This window comes from Stenotrophomonas sp. STEN029, from assembly GCF_056760015.1.
In genome coordinates this window covers 24,348-45,047 of the sequence record NZ_JBRREC010000030.1, presented here as the reverse complement: position 1 = coordinate 45,047, position 20,700 = coordinate 24,348, and the positions used below count along the sequence as shown (strand labels likewise).

17 protein-coding genes are annotated in these 20,700 nt (G+C 65.1%); 8 read left to right on the top strand and 9 right to left on the bottom strand.

The genetic code is table 11. From position 1 onward, the window contains the following. Window positions 1–197 precede the first annotated feature (197 nt). Window positions 198–2,861: a TonB-dependent receptor gene (locus ACVOLI_RS08910; protein WP_481534331.1), complete on the bottom strand. Its 2,664-nt coding sequence runs from the start codon at window positions 2,859–2,861 to the stop codon at window positions 198–200. A 93-nt stretch (window positions 2,862–2,954) separates the two neighbouring features. Then, entirely contained in the window at window positions 2,955–3,974 is a 1,020-nt protein-coding gene (locus ACVOLI_RS08905; RefSeq protein WP_481534330.1) for a glucokinase family protein, read from the bottom strand. Between the two features lie 370 nt (window positions 3,975–4,344). Here ACVOLI_RS08905 and ACVOLI_RS08900 point away from each other — a divergent pair, with 370 nt between their 5' ends. The 5 genes from ACVOLI_RS08900 to ACVOLI_RS08880 are packed head-to-tail and all read left to right on the top strand — an operon-like array spanning window position 4,345 to window position 10,021. Beyond that, window positions 4,345–5,634 (top strand): sugar MFS transporter, encoded by a 1,290-nt coding sequence (locus tag ACVOLI_RS08900; RefSeq protein WP_481534329.1) that lies wholly within the window; start codon window positions 4,345–4,347, stop codon window positions 5,632–5,634. 43 nt (window positions 5,635–5,677) lie between these two features. Continuing rightward, window positions 5,678–6,754 (top strand): LacI family DNA-binding transcriptional regulator, encoded by a 1,077-nt coding sequence (locus ACVOLI_RS08895; RefSeq protein ID WP_057627176.1) that lies wholly within the window; start codon window positions 5,678–5,680, stop codon window positions 6,752–6,754. A 6-nt stretch (window positions 6,755–6,760) separates the two neighbouring features. After that, window positions 6,761–7,789, top strand: coding sequence for an SIS domain-containing protein (locus tag ACVOLI_RS08890; RefSeq protein ID WP_481534328.1), 1,029 nt, complete (start codon window positions 6,761–6,763; stop codon window positions 7,787–7,789). Beyond that, the gene (nagA, locus tag ACVOLI_RS08885; protein WP_481534327.1) at window positions 7,789–8,931 is read left to right on the top strand and encodes an N-acetylglucosamine-6-phosphate deacetylase; all 1,143 of its coding nucleotides are present in this window, start codon (window positions 7,789–7,791) and stop codon (window positions 8,929–8,931) included. The genes ACVOLI_RS08890 and nagA overlap by 1 nt, the downstream gene beginning before the upstream one ends. 22 nt (window positions 8,932–8,953) lie before the next feature. Then, window positions 8,954–10,021, top strand: a complete 1,068-nt coding sequence (locus tag ACVOLI_RS08880) for an acyltransferase family protein (protein ID WP_481534326.1) — start codon at window positions 8,954–8,956, stop codon at window positions 10,019–10,021. Between the two features lie 168 nt (window positions 10,022–10,189). On the opposite strand, the gene ACVOLI_RS08875 is transcribed toward ACVOLI_RS08880, so the two are convergent. Together ACVOLI_RS08875 and ACVOLI_RS08870 are read right to left on the bottom strand one after the other, a co-directional pair. Continuing rightward, window positions 10,190–11,410 (bottom strand): multifunctional CCA addition/repair protein, encoded by a 1,221-nt coding sequence (locus tag ACVOLI_RS08875; RefSeq protein WP_481534325.1) that lies wholly within the window; start codon window positions 11,408–11,410, stop codon window positions 10,190–10,192. 314 nt (window positions 11,411–11,724) lie between these two features. Beyond that, on the bottom strand, window positions 11,725–13,671 hold the full coding sequence (locus ACVOLI_RS08870) for a transglycosylase SLT domain-containing protein (RefSeq protein ID WP_481534324.1): 1,947 nt from the start codon (window positions 13,669–13,671) through the stop codon (window positions 11,725–11,727). A 178-nt stretch (window positions 13,672–13,849) separates the two neighbouring features. On the opposite strand from ACVOLI_RS08870, the gene ACVOLI_RS08865 reads away from it, so the two are divergent. Together ACVOLI_RS08865 and ACVOLI_RS08860 are read left to right on the top strand one after the other, a co-directional pair. Then, a complete protein-coding gene (locus tag ACVOLI_RS08865; protein WP_282268055.1) occupies window positions 13,850–14,260 on the top strand; it encodes an ExbD/TolR family protein in 411 nt (136 codons plus the stop codon). A 162-nt stretch (window positions 14,261–14,422) separates the two neighbouring features. Beyond that, window positions 14,423–15,298 (top strand): EamA family transporter, encoded by an 876-nt coding sequence (locus tag ACVOLI_RS08860; RefSeq protein WP_481534323.1) that lies wholly within the window; start codon window positions 14,423–14,425, stop codon window positions 15,296–15,298. 8 nt (window positions 15,299–15,306) lie between these two features. Here the strand turns inward: ACVOLI_RS08860 and ACVOLI_RS08855 are convergent, their stop codons facing one another. The 4 genes from ACVOLI_RS08855 to ACVOLI_RS08840 form a co-directional block, all read right to left on the bottom strand. After that, window positions 15,307–16,044, bottom strand: a complete 738-nt coding sequence (locus tag ACVOLI_RS08855) for an endonuclease/exonuclease/phosphatase family protein (protein ID WP_282268060.1) — start codon at window positions 16,042–16,044, stop codon at window positions 15,307–15,309. Between the two features lie 71 nt (window positions 16,045–16,115). Further along, complete coding sequence (locus ACVOLI_RS08850; protein WP_481534322.1) at window positions 16,116–16,937, bottom strand: thiol:disulfide interchange protein DsbA/DsbL; 822 nt, start codon at window positions 16,935–16,937, stop codon at window positions 16,116–16,118. A 130-nt stretch (window positions 16,938–17,067) separates the two neighbouring features. Beyond that, window positions 17,068–17,715 carry a thiol:disulfide interchange protein DsbA/DsbL gene (locus ACVOLI_RS08845; protein WP_481534321.1) on the bottom strand — a complete coding sequence of 216 codons (648 nt, stop codon included), beginning with the start codon at window positions 17,713–17,715 and terminating at the stop codon, window positions 17,068–17,070. 94 nt (window positions 17,716–17,809) lie between these two features. Further along, window positions 17,810–18,595, bottom strand: coding sequence for a c-type cytochrome (locus tag ACVOLI_RS08840; RefSeq protein ID WP_296248461.1), 786 nt, complete (start codon window positions 18,593–18,595; stop codon window positions 17,810–17,812). A 173-nt stretch (window positions 18,596–18,768) separates the two neighbouring features. Between ACVOLI_RS08840 and yihA the strand changes: the two genes are divergently transcribed. Further along, entirely contained in the window at window positions 18,769–19,410 is a 642-nt protein-coding gene (yihA, locus tag ACVOLI_RS08835) for a ribosome biogenesis GTP-binding protein YihA/YsxC (protein WP_481534320.1), read from the top strand. 289 nt (window positions 19,411–19,699) lie between these two features. Here yihA and ACVOLI_RS08830 read toward each other — a convergent pair whose 3' ends face one another. Further along, on the bottom strand, window positions 19,700–20,677 hold the full coding sequence (locus ACVOLI_RS08830; RefSeq protein WP_481534319.1) for an MBL fold metallo-hydrolase: 978 nt from the start codon (window positions 20,675–20,677) through the stop codon (window positions 19,700–19,702). Between the last annotated feature and the right edge of the window lie 23 nt (window positions 20,678–20,700).

Sequence of the window (20,700 nt, the reverse complement as noted above, 5' to 3'; positions counted from 1 at the left end):
TTTTTTTTTTTTTTGCGCGGGGTGGTGGGGGGGCGGGTCCTCGCTCTCCTGGGGGGGGGTGCCGGCTCTGGGCGCCCCACTACATGAAGCGGGGCAATGCCGAGCATGGCTTGGCACCACCTGCATAAAAAGCCGGGCCCGGAATGATCCAGGCCCGGCGGGTCACGCTATCCGGCAATGTTGCCTGCCGGCATGGATCAGAACTTGAAACGCAGGTTGGCCATGTAGCGGCGGCCGGTGAAGTATTCCGCAGCCAGTGCCTCTTCCTGGGCAACATACTGGCGGTACTTCTCGTTGAGCAGGTTCATCGCATCCAGCGACAGGCTCAGGTTGTCGGTGAAGTTCCAGCCCAGGCTTGCGCTCAGGTCGGCATACGCGGCGGTGGTGGCCGCCGGTGCACCGGCAACATAGCCAACGCCTTCGTACTTGCTGCGCCAGTTGTAGTTGACACGGGCGCTGAACTGCTCGTTTTCAAAGTACGGGCTGACGCTGACGGTGCTGCGCGACAGGTAGGGCATGTTGTTGCCGGCATCGGTATCGCCGGTTGCGTAGGTGTAGTTCGCGATCAAGCCCAGGCCGGTGTCGCCGAATGCCTGCTGGTAGTTGATGTTGAAGCCGCGGACGCTGGCGCCGCCAGCATTGCGCGGACGGGTGACGCTGTAGTCGCAGAAGCCATCGGCGGTACAGCCGTGCGAGCCAACCGTGGTCAACCAGGTGGTCGGGTTGCTGTCACGCATGGAGTTGTAACGACGCTCGGTGCCCGGGGTCTGCAGCACGTAGTTCTGGGTCTGCTTCAGGAACACCGAGCCTGCCAGCACCGACTGCGGGGCGAAGTACCACTCGGCCGAGAAGTTGAAGTTGTAGGCCTTGTACGGATCCAGGTCCGGGTTGCCACCCGAGCCGGTCATCATGGTGTCGTTGAGGAACAGGTTGTTCGACATCAGGTTGTACGGTGCCCAGGCGATGACCTTGGCAGCCGAAGCACGCAACACCACGTCGCCGCCATTGTCATACACCAGGTTGACGGACGGCAGCATGTTGCTCTTCTTGCTCTTGCTGGTCTGCCACCACTCGGCCGGCGCCGGCAGCACTGGCTGGTTGTCGCCGTACACATAGGCGCTGCTGTCGGTCTTGGTCTGGACCCAGCGTACGCCGAAGTTCCCGCGCAGGGCGCCGGTGGAGAAGTTCAGCTGCGTGTACGCGGCCGTGGTCTTCTGCTCCAGTTCCCAGGTGTTGTTCAACAGGCTGGACGCATCGGAACGCGAGTAGTCCACCGGGCTGCCATGCACCCAGCTGATCACGTTGCCCTGGCCGACCTGCGGGTGGTGGCTGGTGTTGCCGAACACGCCGCCCAGGCTGCCGAGCAGGTTGGTGTTGCCGATGGTGCCGACGTCGGCCAGGCTGCCGGTACGCACGCCGCCATACACGCCCAGGCCGTAGTTTTCGGTGTGCTCGGTGCGACGCACGCCGATCAGCAACTGGTTGAAGATGCTGTCGAAGTTCTTGCTGAAATCCAGCTGCGCGTACTTGTCCTTGGCTTCGGAGCTGAACACGCCGTTGTTGCCGAAGATGTTGCCCCAGTTCGCCGGATCGTAATACGCGGCCTGGTCATCAGCCTGGAAGCCCTTGCGGTAGTCCCAGCTGTAGGCGCCGCTGTAGACCGGCTCGATCAGGTACTGGCTGATGTTCGGGTTCTCGGACTTGCTGGTGCCGATCTTGCCGCCCAGCTTCCAGCCATCACCGCGGTACTGCAGGTCCAGGTCCACGCCCTTGGTGGTCACTTCCGAGAAGCGCACCTGGTTGTCGTAGATGATGCCGGTGCCGCTGCCGGGGTTGGCATTGGTGTGGCCGCCGGTGACGAAGCCGCCCGGGCCGGTCGGGTTGAAGTAGTCGACGGCTTGCATGGACGAGTTGTTCTGCGTCATGAAGTTGTACATCGACTGGTTGTAGCTGTCGAAGTTCTCCTTGATGTACAGGCCGCTCAAGGTGCCCTCGAACTGGTCGTTGGGCTTGAACTGCAGGTTCACCAGTGCGCTGTCACGCTTGCGCTCCTGCTGGAAGTAGGCAACGTTGATTTCCTGCGCGACCTTGTCGGTCGGGCGCAGTTCGCCCTTGCCGACCTGGGCGGCGACGTTCGGGTTGACCTTGGCAAAGTCGGCAACGGTGCTGTAGCCGAAGATTTCGATGCCCTGGCGGTCGACCTTTTCTTCATGGCGCTGGGCGGCGACGTTGACGCCCCAGGTGGAGTCGTCGTTCTTCCAGCTGTAGAGCACCGAGATGTTCGGGCTGCCCTTCTCGGCCTGGTCGTTGTAGCTGTAGCCGACCGAGCCGCTGACCGAATTGGCGTCCATGTCCAGCGGCTTGCGCGAATGCATCATCACGGTGCCGCCGAGGCTGCCTTCCGGCAGGCGGGCTTCGGAGGACTTGATGATTTCCAGGCGGCCCAGCACTTCCGGGGCCAGCATGGTGTAGTCGAAGCCACGGTTCGGCGACTCGCCGTACAGCCAGATGGCCTGTGCAACCGGATGGCCGTCGATGAAGCTCAGGTTGAGGCTCGGGTCGGTGCCGTCGATGCTGACGCGCTCACCCTGGCCGAAGCGACGGTCGATGGTGACGCCCGGGATCAGCGCCATGGCTTCGGCGGCGTTGGTGTTCGGGAACTTGCCGATGTCTTCAGCGGTGATCGACTCGGATACCGTGTCGTTGTTGCGCTTGGTATCCAGCGACTTTTCGAGACTGGCGCGGATGCCGGTGACGGTCACGGTGTCCAGGTCGGTGGCGGTCTTTGCGGCTTCCTGCGCGTGTGCGCTGAAAGCGAGACAGCTGATGATGGCTGCCGAAAGCATAGTCTTGCGATGCATGTTGTCTCTCCTCAACATCAAGATTGATTGGCACTGCGTGCCGCGTTACTACAGGGTCCTGCTGGTGGATCTGTTGCTTATGCTGCTGAAGGCTTACGTGGCCGACTTTTCCAGATACCAACTGGCGGCGCCGATGACGCCCAGTTGCCCGTGCTCTACCAGCTTCACGGGAATGCTTTGCAACGCCTTGCGCATCGGCCCCTTGTTGAGGAAGCGTTCGACGAAGGTGCTGTTCAGAAGAAACTGGCTGATCTTCGGCAGGATGCCGCCAGCCAGATAGATGCCGCCCTGCACGCCGTAGAGCAGGGCCATGTCACCGATGGTCGAGCCGAGGATTCCGCAGAACAGCTGCAGGGTTTCCACGGCCAGCGGATCGCTGCCATCGCAGGCGGCGGCGCTGACGGCATCGGGGGTGGTGTGCACCGGCGTGACGCCGCGCACTGCGCATAGCGCGTTGTACAGGTTGAGCAGGCCGGGGCCGGACAGTGCCTGTTCGATCGATACATGTGGACGGTCCTGCAGCATCTGCTGCAGCACCGCCATTTCCAGTTCGGTGGTGGCTGCCAGCGAGGCCTGGCCGGCTTCGGTCGCCAGGACCACCGAGCGGTTGCCGACCGGGATCCACACGGCGGCGCCCAGGCCGGTGCCCGGGCCGATCACCAGGGTCGGGCCGCGTTCGGCTTCGGCCGGGCCGGTCAACTGCAGGACCTGGCTGGCGCTGATGTGGCCGGCGGCATGCGCGACCGCTTCGAAATCGTTGACCAGATGCACGCCGGCAAAGCCAAGGTCATCGCGGATGCGGGTGGACGACAGCGGCCACGGCAGGTTGGCCGAGATCACCGTGCCGTCCGGCAGCGCGTAGCCGGCGGTGGCGATCACGCAATGCTCGACCGGTGGGTTATGGCTGGCGAAGTCGGACAGGATCGCGCTGAGGCTGGGATAGTCCGCGCAGCGGTACTTGCGATAGGACAGTACGTCGATCGACGGGTCGTTTGCTGCCGCGGCCCGGATCAGGCCGACGCGGACGTGCGTGCCACCCACGTCGGCGGCGAAGAAGGGCCGGGAGGCGGGGTCGAGGCGGGTGGTCTGCAGTGGGGGGACGACAGCTGTCACTCGGTTTCCCTATGGCGAGGCGGAGCGCCCGGAGGGGCACCATTGGGGGGCGAGTCTGTAATCGTTCTGACAACGATGTCAACGAATAATTGAAACTTTCGATGCTGCGCCGCAGCGTGTCTGCGCAAACCTTGCGCCGCCTGCATTTGTTGCATCCGATAGCGTGCAGGGGCTCAACTTGCGGGGTTTTCTGCCGAAAGCCTGATTCTTGCGGGCTTATGGGACATTCCCGATGCGGTGCCGGAATAACCCGGCGGAGCTGCGTTGTTGACAAACTTGTCCGCAGCAAACCATAAATGTGACAACGTTGTTCCCACGTAAGTCGCCGGACGGCCTCGATCCGTCTCCCGCATCCGCAGGAGCTTTGCCCATGTCTGCTGTTCCCGTCTCGACGCCGCGTACCAGCATGGCGTCGTCCATCGCCATCGTCGGCGTGCTGTTCTTCATCATCGGCTTCTGTACCTGGATCAACGGCCCGTTGATCACCTTCGTCAAGCTGGCCTTCGACGTGAACGAGGTATCAGCCTTCCTGGTACTGATGGTGTTCTACCTGTCTTACTTCTTCCTGGCCTTGCCTGCGTCCTGGATCCTCGGTCGCACCGGCATGAAGAAAGGCCTGGCGCTCAGTCTGGCGGTGATGGCGGTTGGTGCGATGGGCTTCGGTGAGTTCGCCACGCAGCGATGGTTCGGCGGTGCGCTCGCCGGCCTGTTCGTCATCGGCGGCGGCATGGCCCTGCTGCAGACTGCGGTCAATCCCTATATCAGCATCCTGGGTCCCATCGAGGGCGCCGCGCAGCGCATCGCGCTGATGGGCATCTGCAACAAGATTGCCGGCATCATCGCGCCAGTGGTGATCGGTACCTTCGTGCTGCACGGCATCGGCGACCTGGAAAGCCAGGTGCAGGCCGCAGACGCTGCCACCAAGGCCGATCTGCTCAATACATTCGCGGCCAAGATCCACACCCCGTACATGGTGATTGCTGGCGTGCTGCTGTTGGTCGCCGTGGGCGTGCTGTTCTCGCCGCTGCCGGAAGTGCAGCCGGACCAGGCCAACGCCGTGGCCAACGACGGCAAGGCCGCCAAGCGCAGCATCTTCCAGTTCCCGCACCTGTGGCTGGGCGTGATGTGTCTGTTCGTCTACGTCGGCGTGGAGGTGATGGCCGGTGACGCCATCGGTACCTACGGCAATGCCTTCGGCCTGCCGCTGGACCAGACCAAGCTGTTCACCTCCTACACCCTGTTCGCGATGCTGGTGGGCTACGTGATCGGCCTGTTGGTGATCCCGCGCTTCATCTCGCAGGAGAAGTACCTGGCGGTGTCGGCGGTGCTGGGCGTGGTCTTCACCCTGGGCGCGTACTTCACCCACGGCTATGTGTCGGTGGGCTTCGTTGCCGCGCTGGGCTTCGCCAACGCGATGATGTGGCCGGCGATCTTCCCGCTGGCGATCCGCGGCCTGGGCCGTTTCACCCAGATCGGTTCGGCCCTGCTGGTGATGGGTATTGCCGGCGGCGCGATCATCCCGCAGGCGTTTGCCCTGCTCAAGCACGCGTACCCGGAACACTTCCAGCTGGTGTTTGCTGCATTGATGATCCCCTGCTACCTGTACATCCTGTACTTCGGCACGGTTGGTCATAACGCGGGCAAGGCACGTGGCGCCTGAATCAAGCATCATGGCGGCAATCGAGCCAACGCGGGAACCGGTAATGCGTAGACCCACCATCAAGGATGTCGCCGAGCGGGCCAAGGTCTCTTTGAAGACCGTCTCGCGGGTGATCAACAACGAGCCTTCGGTGATGCAGGCCACCCGCGCGCGCGTGCTGCGTGCGGTGGCCGAGCTGGACTATGAGCCCGATCCTTCCGCGCGCAACCTGCGCAGCAACACTACTTTCGTGATCGGGCTGGTGTACGACAACCCCAATCCATACCACATCATCGGGGTACAGAACGGCGTGTTGTCGGCCTGCCGCGAGACCGGTTTCGGCCTGCAGATCCATCCCTGCGATTCGACCTCGCCGATGCTGGCCGAGGAACTGGCCGACTGGGTGCAGCGTTCGCGCCTGGCCGGGCTGGTGCTGACCGCACCGATGTCCGAGCGCCCGGAACTGGTGGCCGCACTCAATGCACGCGGCATCAAGACCGTGCGCATCATCGCCGCCACCGAGGACCCGGGCGATGGCCCCTGCGTGTTCGTCGATGACCGCGATGCCGCCTACGAGATCACCGAGCACCTGATCCAGCTCGGCCACCAGCGCATCGGCTTCCTGTGGGGCGGCACCTCGCACCGTTCCAGCGGCGAGCGCTACGCCGGCTACGAAGCGGCGCTGAAGGACTACGGCATCCCGCTGGACAAGCACCTGGTGATCCCGGGCGACTACACCTTTGACGATGGCTTCCGTGGTGCGCGCCGCCTGCTGGCGCTGCGTGAACCGCCTACCGCCATCTTCGGCTCCAACGACGAAATCGCCGCTGGCGTTTTGGCCGCAGCCAATTCGGCCGGCTTGAACGTGCCTTACGACCTGTCCATTGCCGGTTTCGAGGACAGCCCGTTCTCGCGCCAGTCGTGGCCGGCACTGACCACCGCCAAGCAGGCCACCGGCGACATCGCCCGCCATGCCGCGCGTTTGCTGATCAGCCAGCTGCGCACCGATGCCTACGAAGACAGCCCGGCACAGCTGCAGAACCAGGGCTTCGTACCGCAGCTGGTGGTACGTGGCTCCACCGCACCGCTGCGCCAGCAGCCGTCGCGACCTCCGTCATCTCCCCCCGACCTCTCCGAGTAACGATCCATGGCACTGCCGAGTGAAACCGAAACCCTGATGTTCAACGAGGCCGCGGAAAGCGCCTCTGTCATCGCCGCCCAGTTCGCACGCAACCGCGACGTGGTGCAGGCCCTGGCCGCAGACCTGCGCCAGAACCCGCCACCGTTCGTTGTCACCTGCGCCCGTGGCAGTTCCGATCACGCGGCTACCTATGCCAAGTACCTGTTCGAGACCCAGCTCGGCCTGGTGACCGCGTCGGCGTCGCCGTCGGTGGGCTCGGTCTATGAAGCGCCGCTGCAGCTGCGTGGCGCGCTGTATATCGTGATCTCACAGTCGGGCAAGAGCCCGGATCTGCTGCGCAATGCCGAGGCCGCCAAGGCTGCCGGCGCGCGTGTGGTGGCACTGGTCAATGTCGAGGATTCGCCGCTGGCATTGCTGGCCGAAACCGTCATCCCGCTGGGTGCCGGCGTCGAGCGCAGCGTCGCTGCGACCAAGAGCTATCTGGCGTCGCTGGCTGCGATCCTGCAGCTGGGTGCGTACTGGAAGAACGATCCGGCACTGATCGCCGCGCTGGATGCCTTGCCGGCGGCGATGTCCGAAGCATGGGCCTGCGATTGGACGGCGGTGACCGACGGCCTGGTCGATGCGCACAACCTGTTCGTGCTTGGCCGTGGCCCGGGCCTGGCCGCGGCGCAGGAAGCCGCGCTGAAGTTCAAGGAAACCTGCGGCCTGCACGCCGAAGGCTATAGCTCGGCGGAAGTGAAGCACGGGCCGATGGCGCTGGTTGGCCGCGATTTCCCGGTGCTGGCCTTCGCCCAGCCGGACGAAACCGGCGCCGGCACCCGTGCCGTGGCCGAAGAATTCGCCGCGCGCGGCGCGCAGGTATGGCTGACCGGCGAGGGTGGCAACCTGCCGACCGCAGTTGCTCCGCATCCGCTGTGCGCACCGCTGCTGACCATCCAGAGCTTCTACCGCGCGATCAATGCACTGGCGCTGCGCCGTGGCAACAACCCGGACCTGCCGCCGCACCTCAACAAGGTGACGGAAACGGTCTGATGAAAACCGCGCTGCGCAATGGCCGGGTACTTGCCGGCGAGAACTTCCGTGACGATGTCGCGGTGTTGATCGAAGACGGCCGCATCACTGCGCTCGTCGCCTGCGACGACCCGGCCGTTGCCGCGGCCGACGCGCAGGTGGATCTGGGCGGCGGCTGGTTGCTGCCCGGCTTCATCGACGCCCAGGTCAATGGCGGCGGCGGTGCATTGTTCAACAACCAGACCGACGTCGATGCGCTGCGCACGATGGTGGCCGGGCATCGCCGCTACGGCACCACCGGCATGCTGCCGACCCTGATCAGCGACGATGCCGAGGTGATGGCGCGCGCGGTGCAGGCCACCCGCGAGGCGATTGCTGCCAAGGTGCCGGGCGTGCTCGGCATCCACCTGGAAGGCCCCTACATCGCACCGGCACGCAAGGGAACGCACGATGCGGGCAAGTTCCGCGTACCGGATGCCGATGAAGTGCGCATGGCCACGGCGCTGGACAACGGCGTCACCCTGATTACCCTGGCACCCGAGCGCGTACCGCTGGCAACGATCCAGCAGATGGTCGCCAACGGCGCCATCGTTGCTGCCGGTCATACCGCCGGTACCTACGACGAGATCCGCGCCGGTCTGGACGCAGGCATCACCGGCTTCACCCATCTCTACAACGCGATGTCGCCGCTGCAGGGGCGTGATCCCGGTGCAGTGGGCGCGGCACTGGAAGATGCCGACAGCTGGTGCGGGGTGATCGTCGATGGCGTGCACGTGCACCCGGCCAGCCTGCGCGTGGCGCTGGCGGCCAAACCGCGCGGCAAAGTGTTCCTGGTCACCGATGCGATGCCGATGGTCGGTTCGGACAACCCGGCGTTCGAGCTGTACGGCGAGACCATCACCGCTGTTGATGGCGTGGTCCGCAATGCTGCGGGTGCTCTGGCCGGTTCTGCCTTGGACATGATCACCGCCGTGCGCAATACGGTTGGCCTGCTGGGTCTCTCGCTGGCCGAAGCTTCGCGCATGGCATCGACGTATCCAGCGCAGTTCCTGGGCCTGGATGATCGTTACGGGCAGATCGCAGCCGGCTACCAGGCTGATTTCGTCCTGCTGGACAGCGACCTGCAGGTGCAGGGCACGTGGATTGCCGGCCAGCGCGACTGAGTTCCAGCTTGTGAACAACGCCATGAATAAAGCCATCCGTTATGCCTCGGTGGATGCCCTGCGCGGCATCACCGTCGCGGCCATGCTGCTGGTCAACAACCCCGGCAGCTGGAGCCACGTCTACGCGCCCCTGCTGCATTCGGAATGGAACGGCTGCACGCCGACCGACCTGGTGTTTCCGTTCTTCCTGGTGATCGTCGGCGTGTCCATCGCGCTGGGCGTGGTGCCGCGGGTGGAGCAGGGCGCTGATCGTGGTGCATTGACGCGCACGGTATTGATCCGCGCCGGTCGTATCCTCGGTCTTGGCCTGCTGCTGCACTTCCTGGCCTGGTGGTGGTTGGATCTGGCGCACTACCGGCCATGGGGTGTGCTGCAACGCATTGGCCTGTGCTTCGCTGCTGCTGGCATGGCGGCGATCTGGTTGAAGCCGCGCTTGCAGTGGCTATGCATTGGCGTGTTGTTGACCGGCTACGCTGCGCTGTTGGTGGCAGGTGGCTCGCTGGAGCCCTGGCTCAATCTGAGCAGCCGCGTGGATACTTCGTTGTTCGGCGCGCTGCTGTATCAATATGACCCGGCGACCGGCCATGGCCATGATCCGGAAGGGCTGATGTCCACGCTGGGCGCATTGGCTTCGACCTTGCTCGGCCTGCGTGCCGGTGCCTTGCTGCGGCAACGTCCATGGCGATTGCTGCCTGCTGCGGTGTTGCTGTTGATTGCCGGCGGCCTGTGGGCGCAGTGGCTGCCCTTGAACAAGAACCTGTGGACCTCGTCGTATGTGCTGTGGACCGGCGGCTGGGCATTTGCGGGCCTGTGGCTGGCGCACATCCTGATCGACTGCCGGCAGTGGCCCGCGCTGGGGCGCCGCTTCGGTGTCAACGCGATCACCGCCTATGCAGGTTCCTCGGCGATGGTGCTGGCGATGATGGCCACCGGCAGCTGGGGCTGGCTGTGGGAACAGCTGTTCAACCGCTGGCTGACCCCGTTGGGCGGCGCACAGTTCGCCTCGCTGGTGATGGCCTTGAGCTTCGTGGCGATCTGGTGGTTGCCGATGGCGTGGATGGACCGCCGCAAAATCTATCTGAAGATCTGAAGTGGCTGGTTCTTGGCTGGTAGGAGCGGCGTAAGCCGCGAAGCTGGTGATGCATGGCCAACAGAGGAAATTGCAGTTGCACAATCCAGCGGTGTCTTTCGCATTCTCGGCTTCGCGGCTTACGCCGCTCCTACAAGCAGCCCCAGAATTTCTTTGTGTCTGAGGCAATCACCGCGCGGCGCTGATTGCCTTGATACGCGCCTTCTTCAAGGCTTCACCGATAGCTGGGCCTTGCAGGCCTTCAGTGGCGATATCACGTGCATTGATCGCCAGCGCAGCCGCATGCAGGCGCTGCAGGGTTGCGCGCTGTGGGTAGTCACTGTCCTCGAAGCCGAGCCGTCCGCGCTTGTCGCATTCGCAGACCAGGGCCATCTGTGCGATGCGTTCGGGGCGACGGAAACCGTCGCAGCGCTGGATCAGCTCCAGCACGGTGGCGTCGCGCAGTTCGTCGATGCGATGCACGTTGAGGTGTTCGCGGCAGACCGCTTCTGCCAACTGGCGATGGGCGATCGGAATCTTCAGGCGCTCACAGAGTTTGGCCAGCGGTTTCAGGCCGCGCTGCTCATGCATGATGTGGCGCGGCAGTTCGTCGGTTGGGGTCGAGGCCTTGCCAAGATCGTGGGTGAGGGCAGCGAAGCCGATCAGGTCATCGCCCGGTGCCAGCTGTGCGGCCATGTCGCTGACCATTTCCTGGTGCACGCCGGTATCCACTTCCGGGTGGAACTCGGCACGTTGCGGCACGCCATACAGCGCGTCCACTTCCGGCAGGATCACCGCCAGCGCGCCGGTGTCGTGCAGGCAGCGCAGGAAGGCGGAAGGTTGTTTCATGGTCAGGCTGCGGCGCAGCTCCTGCCAGATGCGTTCCGGCACCAAGGCATCGAGTTCACCGCTGGCTGCCATATCGCGCATCAATGCGGCGGTTTCCGGTGCCAGGGTGAAGCCCAAGGGGGCGAAGCGGGCCATGAAGCGTGCCGCACGCAGCACCCGCAACGGGTCTTCGACAAAGGCCGGGCCGACATGGCGCAGCACGCGCTGCTCGATATCGCGTACACCGCCCCAAGGATCGACCAGTTCGCCGGTTTCCTCGTCGCGGGCAATGGCATTGATGGTGAAATCGCGGCGCTGCAGGTCTTCTTCCAGCGTCACCGAGGGATCGGCATCCACCACGAAGCCGCGATAACCGCGGCCGGATTTGCGCTCGGTACGTGCCAGCGCGTGTTCCTCACCTGTCAGCGGATGCAGGAAAACCGGGAAATCCTTGCCCACGGCCTTGAAGCCGTCCGCTTCCATCTGCGCCTGCGTGGCACCGACCACCACCCAGTCACGGTCACCGGCCTGCAGGCCGAGCAGGGAATCGCGGACAGCGCCGCCGACGAGATAAGTCTTCATGCGGCCATGATAAGGCGGATGCGGTGCCGCACATGTAGTGCCGAGCCATGCTCGGCAAGGGGCGTTACCTGCCATGCATGTTCTTGTAGGAGCGGCGTAAGCCGCGAAGCCGACAATGCTGGAAGACCGCAAGAGCCGGCCCCTCCCCAACCCTCCCCTTCGCTGCGCGAAAGGGAGGGGGCAGCAGCGGTAGTGCCGAGCCATGCTCGGCGGGGGCTTTGCAAGCGAAAAAGCCGCCCTCACCCCAACCCCTCTCCCGCTAGCGGGAGAGGGGTTGAAGCGATAGTGCCGAGCATGGCTCGGCTCTACAGGTGTTATGGGGCTTGTTGGCAGCTGAAAGCTTTGCGCGCGCCCTGGGTCTTGCCGACCATGCGATCGCTCAGGGTCAAGGCGTTGTTGTTGAGGCGCCAGTCGTAGATCACGCTGAAGGCCAGCACGCGCGCCACGTATTCGCGGGTTTCCTTGTAGCTGATGGTCTCGATCCAGAAATCCGGGTCGTAGTTCGGGCGTTGACTCTGCCAGCGTGCGGTCGGGGTGGGGCCGGCGTTGTAGGCGGCGATGGTGACGTAGGGCAGGCCGTTGTACTTGTCCATCAGCTGGCGCAGATAGGCGGTACCGATGGCGATGTTGGTATCCGAGTCATACAGGCTGGACGCACCGCCATAGCCGCTCAGGCCAATGCTCTTGGCCACGTTGGCGCCGGTGGCGGGCAATACCTGCATCAAGCCCATGGCGTTGGCCGGCGAACGTGCATTCGGATTGAAGATGCTCTCGGCGCGGATTTCCGCCGCAATCCAGGCCGGGTCCAGCGCATTGCGAGCGGCTTCGCGGCGGATCGTGTCGTCGTGGTGCAGCGGGAAGCGCAGGTTGTACAGGCGCAACTCCTGCGGGCCCTTCAATGCAAACACCGCGCGGTCAAACCAACCGTTGTTGCTGGCTACTTCCACGGCGAGACGGCGCTGGCTGTCGTCGAAACGCGACAAGGCCTCCGCCCATTCGCGCGCGGCCCAGCTTGGGCGTTCGATCTTGAACAGCTCGATCGCCCGCACCAGCGCCGGGTCACGGCCGACGGTGGTCTTTGCCGCTGCGCTGTCGCCCGGATTCCACGGGCACAGGTTGTAGGGCTGCTTGAGCTTGTCGGCGGCCAGGAAGCCGTGGAAGGTCGGCTCGCTCGCAGCGGCGCGGTACAGCGCGGTCGCCTCGGCCGACTTGCCGGTCTTCTCCAGCAGGCGGGCCTCGAACCAGCGCCAGCGCGAATCATTGCGTTGGCTGGCCGGCATCTTGCGGATGGCGGTCAGTGCTGCCGGCCAATCGCCACGTGCCATCGCTTCGCGGGTGCGCCATTCGTGCAGGCGTTCGTCATAGGCCGACTCGGGCACGGCAGCCAAGCGTCGTGCCGAATCCGGCAGGTAGGAGGCCACCGTCCACAGTGCGATTTCGTACAACACCTTGCCTTGCTGCTCGGCGTTGAGGGCGAGTGCCTGGGCGTATTGCGGCAGCTGCAGCTCGGCGGCGCCGGGGTCGGCCTTTGCCAGCTTCTGCAGGCCGTCGACGGCGATGCGGCGGCTGCGTTCGTTCTTCGGCCAGTTCAGGGCGCGCGCGTCGGGCTTGTCGACGAAGGCGGCGTAGTCATTGGCCTGGGCCAGCTCGGCGGCTGGCAGGCCACGTGCGGCGGCACGCATTACCGCCGGTTGCTGCGCATCGGCGGCAGCGTCGATGCGTTCCCAGCGCAGCGCCGGGGTCAGGCCGCCGCGGCTGGCGAGTACCGCAAACACCGGGTCGCAGCCGTCGGGCAGCGACTTGCCGGCGCTGCGCCATACAGACTGGGCGTCGCTGGTCCATTGCGCATCGGCCTTGCCTGTTGCCTGGCGTGCGTTGAGCTCGGCACAGCGCAGGCCGGGATCGTTGCTGGTTTTCCAGTTGGCCAGCAGGGTCGGCCAGTCCTGGCGGCGGGCGAGGGCGGGCAACCAGGCCGAACGGAAGCTCTCGGCCACGGCCTGGCCCTGGTAGCGCTTGAGGAAATCCTGCGCTTGCGTGGTCGGCAACGTGTCGATGTTGCGACGCAGGGCGCTGAACTCCAGCCAGCCGTACAGCGGGTGGTTGCGCAGCGGCGCGGCGGCGTTGGCATCGAACTGCCCGCGCTCGGCATTGTCGATGGCGGTGCGCATCGCGGTGCGTTGTGCGTCCAGGTTCTGGGCCTGGACGCAGGCGCTGAGCAGCGCGGCGAGGGTAGCCAGAGGCAGCAGGAAGATTTTATTCATGGCGGAAGAATAACGGCCGCAGCGTCAACGGCAGAGCAGCAGCCCAACCCGCACATGAACAAGCGCGCCCCTTCCGTGCAAATGGAAGCTGAACAGAAGTCGCGGCATTGCTGGAAACCCTTGGAAGCAGGCGTAGCTTCGGTGGCGAGGCAGTCGGCCTCGCCCTGGGGGAACTGGAATGGCATTCAGTGCAGCAGGCAATAGCGGGCGTCCACTGGCCGATATCAACGTGACCCCATTGGTCGACGTGATGTTGGTGTTGTTGATCATCTTCATCGTGACCGCGCCGATGGTGGCGGTGCCGATCCCGGTGGATCTGCCACAACGAACCGACAAGATCGTGCAGCGTGTCGAACCGCCACCGCCTATCGAGTTGCGGGTGGATGCATCCGACCAGCTCTTCTGGAACGGTGAGTTGCTGGCGATAGGCGATTTGCAGGCGCGGCTGCAGGCACAGGCCGATCTGCATGAGGGCAACCAGCCCGAGTTGCGCATCGACGCCTCGCCGGATGCGCAGTACCAGGTGATGGCCAAGGTGTTGGCGGCGGCCAATAACACGCACATGCAGCGTATCGCCTTCATCCAGTAGCGTGCCGCGCGCGGCAGGCATCAACCAGCCGATGTGAAGGTTGATGCCTGTCGGGTGCTGATGGTGGCCGCACCGCCACGCAGGTCCGGCGACATCATCGGATCTGCCGCCCATCGCCATTTCGCCCAAGCGTTTGCAGCAGCGGCCGAATACACTAGCGGGATGCAAAATTCCCGATTCGCATCGCTGTTGCCGGTGCTGGCGGTGCTGGGCTCGGTGACCTCGTTGTCGATCGGCACCTCCTACGCCAAAAACCTGTTCCCCGTCATTGGCGCGCAAGGCACCAGCGCGTTGCGCGTGGGCTTTTCGGCGCTGTTCCTGTTGCTGCTGTGGCGGCCATGGCGCTGGCATACCAGTCGCGCCGATGGCGCGGCGATCCTGCGCTACGGGCTGACGCTGGGGCTGATGAACCTGCTGTTCTACATGGCGCTGCGCACGATCCCGTTCGGGATTGCCGTTGCCATCGAGTTCACCGGTCCGCTGGCGGTGGCGATGTTCTCCTCGCGGCGGCCGATTGATTTCGCCTGGGTTGGGTGTGCGCTGGTTGGGCTGGTGCTGCTGTTGCCACTCGATGGTGGCCAGGCCTTGGATCCAATCGGCGTGCTGTACGCCCTGGGTGCCGCGCTGTGCTGGGCGCTGTACATCATCTTCGGCAAGCGTGCCGGGCATCTGCATGCGGGCCACAGCGTGTCATTGGGCTTGCTGGCGGCATCGCTGGTGGTGGTGCCGGTGGGCGTTGCGCATGCCGGCATGGCGCTGCTGGAGCCCCAGATCCTGCTGGCCGGTTTCTTGGTGGCGGTGGTGTCCAGCGCCATTCCGATGTCGCTGGAGATGATGGCGCTCAAGCGCCTGCCCAAGGAAACCTTCGGCATCCTGATCAGCATGGAGCCGGCCGTGGCGGCGCTGTGGGCATTGCTGTTGCTGCACGAGCACCTGACCGGCCTGCAGTGGCTGGCGATCGGCTGTACGGTGTTGGCCTCGGCGGGCAGTACCTTGACTGCGCGGCGGCGACCACCGCCGGCGGCGATGGCCGGCTGAAGCGGCGCTCAGCGCAGGCTGTTGGCAGGGACTTCCACTTCCATTTCCACGGCCAGATGGTCCGAGTGCGCGGCGGGAACGGCGCGGGTGTCGATCATCTTCAGGCTGTCGGAAATCAGGATGTGGTCGATGGCGCGGTCCGGGCCCCAGCTGGGGAAGGTCGGCACCAGGCAGCTCGGCGGTTGCAGCCGGGTCTTGTGGTACAGCACGCGCATCTCCGGGCGATCCGCCTTGCAGTTGAAGTCACCCATCAATACCGCGTTGGGATGATCAGCCAGCACATCGGAAATGAAGTCCAGCTGCGACAGGCGCGAGCCGGTGCCCAGCGATAGATGCGCCACCGCCACCGTCAGGCCTTCGTCGCCATCGCCATAGCGGGCGACCAGCAGGCCGCGGCCACCGATGCGGCCGGGCAGGGCGTGGTCCTGAACTTCCACCGGCTCAAGCCGGCTCAGCAGGCCATTGGCGCTGGAGGCGACGCCGCCCATGCGCCGGTTGGGCTGGTGCGCCCAATAGTTGAAGCCCGCGCGTTCGGCCAGGTAATGGGTCTGGTTGGTGAAGCCCGAGCGCAGGCTGCCCGGATCGGCCTCCTGCAGGCCGACGATGTCACGGCCGCTGGCCAGCTTGGCGATCGCGTCAAGGCTGGAGCGCTTCTGGCCGGCAGGCAACGCATGTGACCAGCTGCGGGTCACATAGTCGCTGTAGCGGCGGGTGCTGGAGCCGGCCTGGATGTTGGCGGTCAGCAATCGCAATGTCTGGGTGGGGGATTTCACGACGGGTCGAACTCAAGGGCCTCGTTACCGAGGCCCTTGATACCTCACTTGGCGTTGGCAGCGCGTTCGCGCGCGATCAGGTGGTCGGCAATGCGGAGCATGTCCTCAAAGCTCTTGCCCTTGACCAGGTACTTGCCGTTGATGATCAGCGACGGGGTACCGGTGATCTTGCTGCGCTGGGCGAACTGCTTGCCGCGGTTGACCTTGGCGGCGACGCCGAAGCTGCCCATGGTGTCGGCGAAGGTCTTGGGGTCGACGCCGTACTTGCCGTAGAAGTTGGCGATGTCCTGCACCGAATCGGTGCCGCGCTCGCCCTTCAGGGTCTGCTCGATGTGGATGGCGGTGTACAGCGCGTCGTGGGTCTTTTCCTGCACGCCCAGGGTCTCGGCGGCGTAGAAGGCACGTGCGTAGTTATCCCAGATACCGCCGAAGGCGGCCGGTACGTAGACGAAGTTCACGTCCGAGGGCAGGCCAGCCTTCCACGAGCTGATCAGCGGCTGGAAGCGGGCGCAGGCCGGGCAGACGTAGCCGAAGATCTCGGTGACTTCGACCTTGCCGGTGGCCGGCTGGAACGGCTGGCCACCTTCGATGGCGACGTAGTCGGTGCCGGCAACCGGCTCCGGGCCGACCAGGCGGGCCTGCGCCGGGACCGGGGCTGCCGGAGCGGCGTCGGTGGCAGCCGGGGCAGCGGTGGCACCTTCAGGGCTTGCACCTTCAGCGGCCGGGGCCGGGGTGGCGGCTGCCGGAGCGGCCTCGGTTGCGGCCGGGGCTGCCGGAGCGGTGGTATCAGCAGTGCCGTCCTGGGCCTTGCAGGCAACCATCAGCGGCAACAGGGCAGTCAGGGCCAGGGCGAAGCGGATCTTCATCGGGAGGGATCTCCAGCAGGGTGTGTTTGGGGTGCCGGGCAGATGGGCTGCAACCGACGCGCGCAGGGACGCATTATGTGCGTATTCGGCTGAACAGGTGACCCGGCTCAGCCGGGCTTCAGCGGAGGTTTCAGCGGCGGCTGGCGCCAGTGCGTTCGCGGGCCACCAGGGCAGCGGCGATGCGCAGGGTGTCGTCAAACGTCCTGCCCTTGACCAGGTACTTGCCGTTGACGATCAGCATCGGCGTACCGGTGACCTTGACCCGCATGGCGAAGGCGCGGGCGTACTTGACCTTGTCATCCACCTGCTGGCTGCGCAGCGCTTCGATAAAGCGCTGTGGCTGCACGCCGTACTGGGCATAGAAGGTTGCCAGTTCGTCGGGCGTGACATTCTGTGCTGGCAGGCTGCCCTGCACATGCAGCGCCTTGAACACGTCGGCATGGCTGCGCTGGCGTACGCCGACCTGTTCGGCGGCATAGAAGGCACGCGCGTAGGAATCCCAGTAACCGCCAAACGCCGCCGGCACCGGGGTGAAGCGCACGTCGGCCGGCTGCTTGGCCACCCATGCCTCCAACTGCGGCTCGAAGTGGGCGCAGTGCGGGCAGGTGTAACCAAATACCTCGACGACCTCGATCTTGCCGGCCAGCGGCGCAAACGGACCCGGCTCGGCGATCACTTCATAGTCATCGCCTTCGACCAGCGCGGCAGGGGCGGCGGCACAGGCCGAGAGTGGGGCTATTGCCAGCAGCATCAGCAACAGTCGGGGGAACAACTTCATCGTGGGGAGTCTCCGTTGGAAAAACAGACGCCGACCTTGCGGCCGGCGTGTCTGCGTGAGGCAGTTGCCGGGTCGCCGGAGCGACCGGCGGGTATCAGGGTTGCGCGGCGGCGGTGGCTACCGCGGCATCGTTGGCTCGATCATGCAGGCCTTGGACGTAACTGGCTAGCGCCTGGATCTCCTGTCCGGTCAGCGCGTGGCTGATCTGGGCCATGATCTTGAACTGTGCGGCATCGGCCTCGCCGGTCTGGCCAGACTGGTAGCGCTGCAGACGTTGCGCGACGTAGCCGGCATGTTGGCCGCCGATATGCGGATAGGCTGGGCCCGGGTTACCAGCGCCGGTCGGACCATGGCAGGCGATGCAGGCCGGGATGTTGCGGCTGGCGTCACCGCCACGGTAGAGCTTCTGGCCGACTTCGAAGAACTTCATCCCCTGGTACGGGCCGTCGCTGACCACGGCGTCATCGGCCACACCGGCACCGGACTTCTGGGTGGCGAAGAAGGCGCCGATATCGCGCATGTCCTGCGGGGTAAGCCCCTGTACGAACGGCAGCATCGCGGCGACTGCGCCTTCGGTGCGCTGGCCACTGGCGATCAGGGCTGTTTCCTTGGCGATGTAGCGCTCGCTCTGCCCGGCCAGGCGCGGGTAGATCTCCACGGCGGAGTTGCCGTCGGCGCCGTGGCAGGCCGCACAGGTGGACGCTTTGGCCTCGCCGGCCTTGGCATCACCGGGCTTGGTCTTGCTGAAGTCGATTTCCAGCGAAGCGGTCTGTACAGGCGCATTGTCCGGCACGGCGATGACCGAGCTCTGGGCAAAAGCGACGGCGGCAATTACGGGGACTACCAGTGCTGCAACGGCAAGAACACGAGCATGGCGCATGCTGAAGCTCCGTGTGGACCGGGCCGGGCGGGGCTTTCCGCCGGCATCGCCCGGATTATCAACGGCGTTTTGCGGCACGGTCAACGCAGCAGTGCAGCAAAATCGGCCGGGTCGGTGGTCCCGGGACAGCGGCCAGGCCGACGCGCGGCGTCGCAACATGCGATCCTATGCCAATGTCATTGCTCATCGAACGCGCCCGTTACCACCTTTCCGCCCACAATTCCCGGCAGTTGCCGCCGGATCTGGGGGCCGAAGTGGCATTTGCCGGTCGCTCCAACGCCGGCAAGTCCAGCGCGCTCAACGCGCTGACCCGCCAAAATTCCCTGGCCCGCGTCTCCAAGACACCTGGCCGCACCCAGCAGCTGGTGTTCTTCGAGGTAACCCCCGAGGCGCACCTGGTCGATCTGCCCGGCTACGGTTACGCCAAGGTGCCGCTGGACCTGCAGGCGCACTGGCAGGCCTTCATCGACCAGTACTTCCGCACCCGCAATGCCCTCAAGGGCCTGGTGGTGGTGATGGATATCCGTCATCCGCTGAAGGACTACGACCGGCAGATGCTGGGGTATGCGGTCCAGCGCGGCCTGCCGGCGCATGCGCTGCTGACCAAGGCTGACAAGCTCGGCCGTGGCCAGCAGATGCAGACCCTGCAGAAGGTGCGCAAGGAACTGCACTCGGTTTTCGGTGACACGGTCAGCGTGCAGACCTTCTCCGGCGAATCGCGCCAGGGCGTGGACGAAGCGCGCGGCATCATCGGTGGCTGGCTGGGCCTGAACCCGCCGGCAGCTGACGGTGCAGAGGATGCAGGAGTGGCGTAAGAATTGTAGGAGCGGCGTAAGCCGCGAAGCCCAAGATGCTCGGATTGTGGGAGCGGCGTAAGCCGCGAAGCTGATGCTCTGTCAGTATCCACCGCAGAACAAACGCCGCCTTGTCAGGGCGGCGTTTTTGTTTTGTGGTTTTTTGGTTGTTGCCAAAGCCAAAGCCAAAGCTTCCCTCACCCCTACCCCTCTCCCGTAAACGGGAGAGGGGACAGCAACGGCAACGGCAAGAGCCACAGCCACAGCAACAGCCACAGCAACAGCCACAGCCACAGCCACAGCCACAGCATCACTTCAGCGGCGAGAACTCACCCGGTACCCACGCAAACGCCTCAGCTGCGCGACGCACATGGCCGAGACCCGGGAACGGCAGGTGCGCACCGGCGACCCACCAGCCCTGGTCGGATGCTTCGGCCATCAGCCGGCGGCGGCTGGCAATGGCGGCGGTGCGGTCGCTGTCGGCTTCGAAGGCGGCATCCGGGCGGGCGAACTGCACCGCATGGAAGTGCACGATGTCGCCCCACACCAGCAGCTGCTGATCGCTGCCGCCATCAAGCAGGTACGAGACATGGCCGGGAGTATGACCGTGGCTGTCCAGCGCGGCGATCCCTGCCGGCAGGGGCTCACCCGGACCGAACCGGTGCAACTTGCCGGCGGCCACATAAGGCGCCACCGCATGGCGGGCCAGGCCAAACGCGAACCGCAGCGGTTGCGGGGCAGTGGCTTCGCTGGCCGGATCGAGCCAATAGGCGGCATCGGCCTGCGACAGCCACACCGTGGCTTTCGGGAAGGTCGGCTTGCCCTGTGCATCCAGCAGGCCGCACATATGGTCCGGATGGGCGTGGGTCAGCAGCACGTCATCGACATCGGCCGGGTTGTAGCCGGCGGCGCGCAGGTTGCCCAGCACCTGGCCCAGGCCGATATCAGCGCCGAAGCATTGTGCAGTGCCGGTATCGATCAAACTCAGGTGGTCGCCGCGCTGCACCAGATAGGCGTTGACCGCGGTCTGCAGGCCTTTGCCATCCTCCGGTACATAGCCATGCTCAAGCAGGCGGGTGACCGCGCCGGGATCAATGCCGACCAGTTCCTGGCGGCCCAGTGCCACTGCGCCGTCAAACAAGGCGGTTACCTGCAGGTCGCCGATCTGTTGGTGATAGACACCGGCAACCTGCTGCTGCACGACATGCGTGCTGCGCGCCTGCGCGGTGCAACTGGCGGCGAGGATCAGCAAGGCAGCGGCGATACGGTGTCGGGGGCGGATGCGCATGGGGGGTCCTGCAGATACGGCTG

Excerpts from the sequence above, each read along its gene's own strand:
- ACVOLI_RS08840 (WP_296248461.1), bottom strand. The coding sequence starts at position 18,595 with ATGCGCCATGCTCGTGTTCTTGCCGTTGCAGCACTGGTAGTCCCCGTA.
- ACVOLI_RS08910 (WP_481534331.1), bottom strand. The coding sequence starts at position 2,861 with ATGCATCGCAAGACTATGCTTTCGGCAGCCATCATCAGCTGTCTCGCT.
- ACVOLI_RS08895 (WP_057627176.1), top strand. The coding sequence starts at position 5,678 with ATGCGTAGACCCACCATCAAGGATGTCGCCGAGCGGGCCAAGGTCTCT.
- ACVOLI_RS08880 (WP_481534326.1), top strand. The coding sequence starts at position 8,954 with ATGAATAAAGCCATCCGTTATGCCTCGGTGGATGCCCTGCGCGGCATC.
- ACVOLI_RS08870 (WP_481534324.1), bottom strand. The coding sequence starts at position 13,671 with ATGAATAAAATCTTCCTGCTGCCTCTGGCTACCCTCGCCGCGCTGCTC.
- yihA (WP_481534320.1), top strand. The coding sequence starts at position 18,769 with ATGTCATTGCTCATCGAACGCGCCCGTTACCACCTTTCCGCCCACAAT.
- ACVOLI_RS08900 (WP_481534329.1), top strand. The coding sequence starts at position 4,345 with ATGTCTGCTGTTCCCGTCTCGACGCCGCGTACCAGCATGGCGTCGTCC.
- ACVOLI_RS08865 (WP_282268055.1), top strand. The coding sequence starts at position 13,850 with ATGGCATTCAGTGCAGCAGGCAATAGCGGGCGTCCACTGGCCGATATC.
- ACVOLI_RS08845 (WP_481534321.1), bottom strand. The coding sequence starts at position 17,715 with ATGAAGTTGTTCCCCCGACTGTTGCTGATGCTGCTGGCAATAGCCCCA.
- ACVOLI_RS08890 (WP_481534328.1), top strand. The coding sequence starts at position 6,761 with ATGGCACTGCCGAGTGAAACCGAAACCCTGATGTTCAACGAGGCCGCG.
- ACVOLI_RS08860 (WP_481534323.1), top strand. The coding sequence starts at position 14,423 with ATGCAAAATTCCCGATTCGCATCGCTGTTGCCGGTGCTGGCGGTGCTG.
- nagA (WP_481534327.1), top strand. The coding sequence starts at position 7,789 with ATGAAAACCGCGCTGCGCAATGGCCGGGTACTTGCCGGCGAGAACTTC.
- ACVOLI_RS08830 (WP_481534319.1), bottom strand. The coding sequence starts at position 20,677 with ATGCGCATCCGCCCCCGACACCGTATCGCCGCTGCCTTGCTGATCCTC.
- ACVOLI_RS08875 (WP_481534325.1), bottom strand. The coding sequence starts at position 11,410 with ATGAAGACTTATCTCGTCGGCGGCGCTGTCCGCGATTCCCTGCTCGGC.
- ACVOLI_RS08850 (WP_481534322.1), bottom strand. The coding sequence starts at position 16,937 with ATGAAGATCCGCTTCGCCCTGGCCCTGACTGCCCTGTTGCCGCTGATG.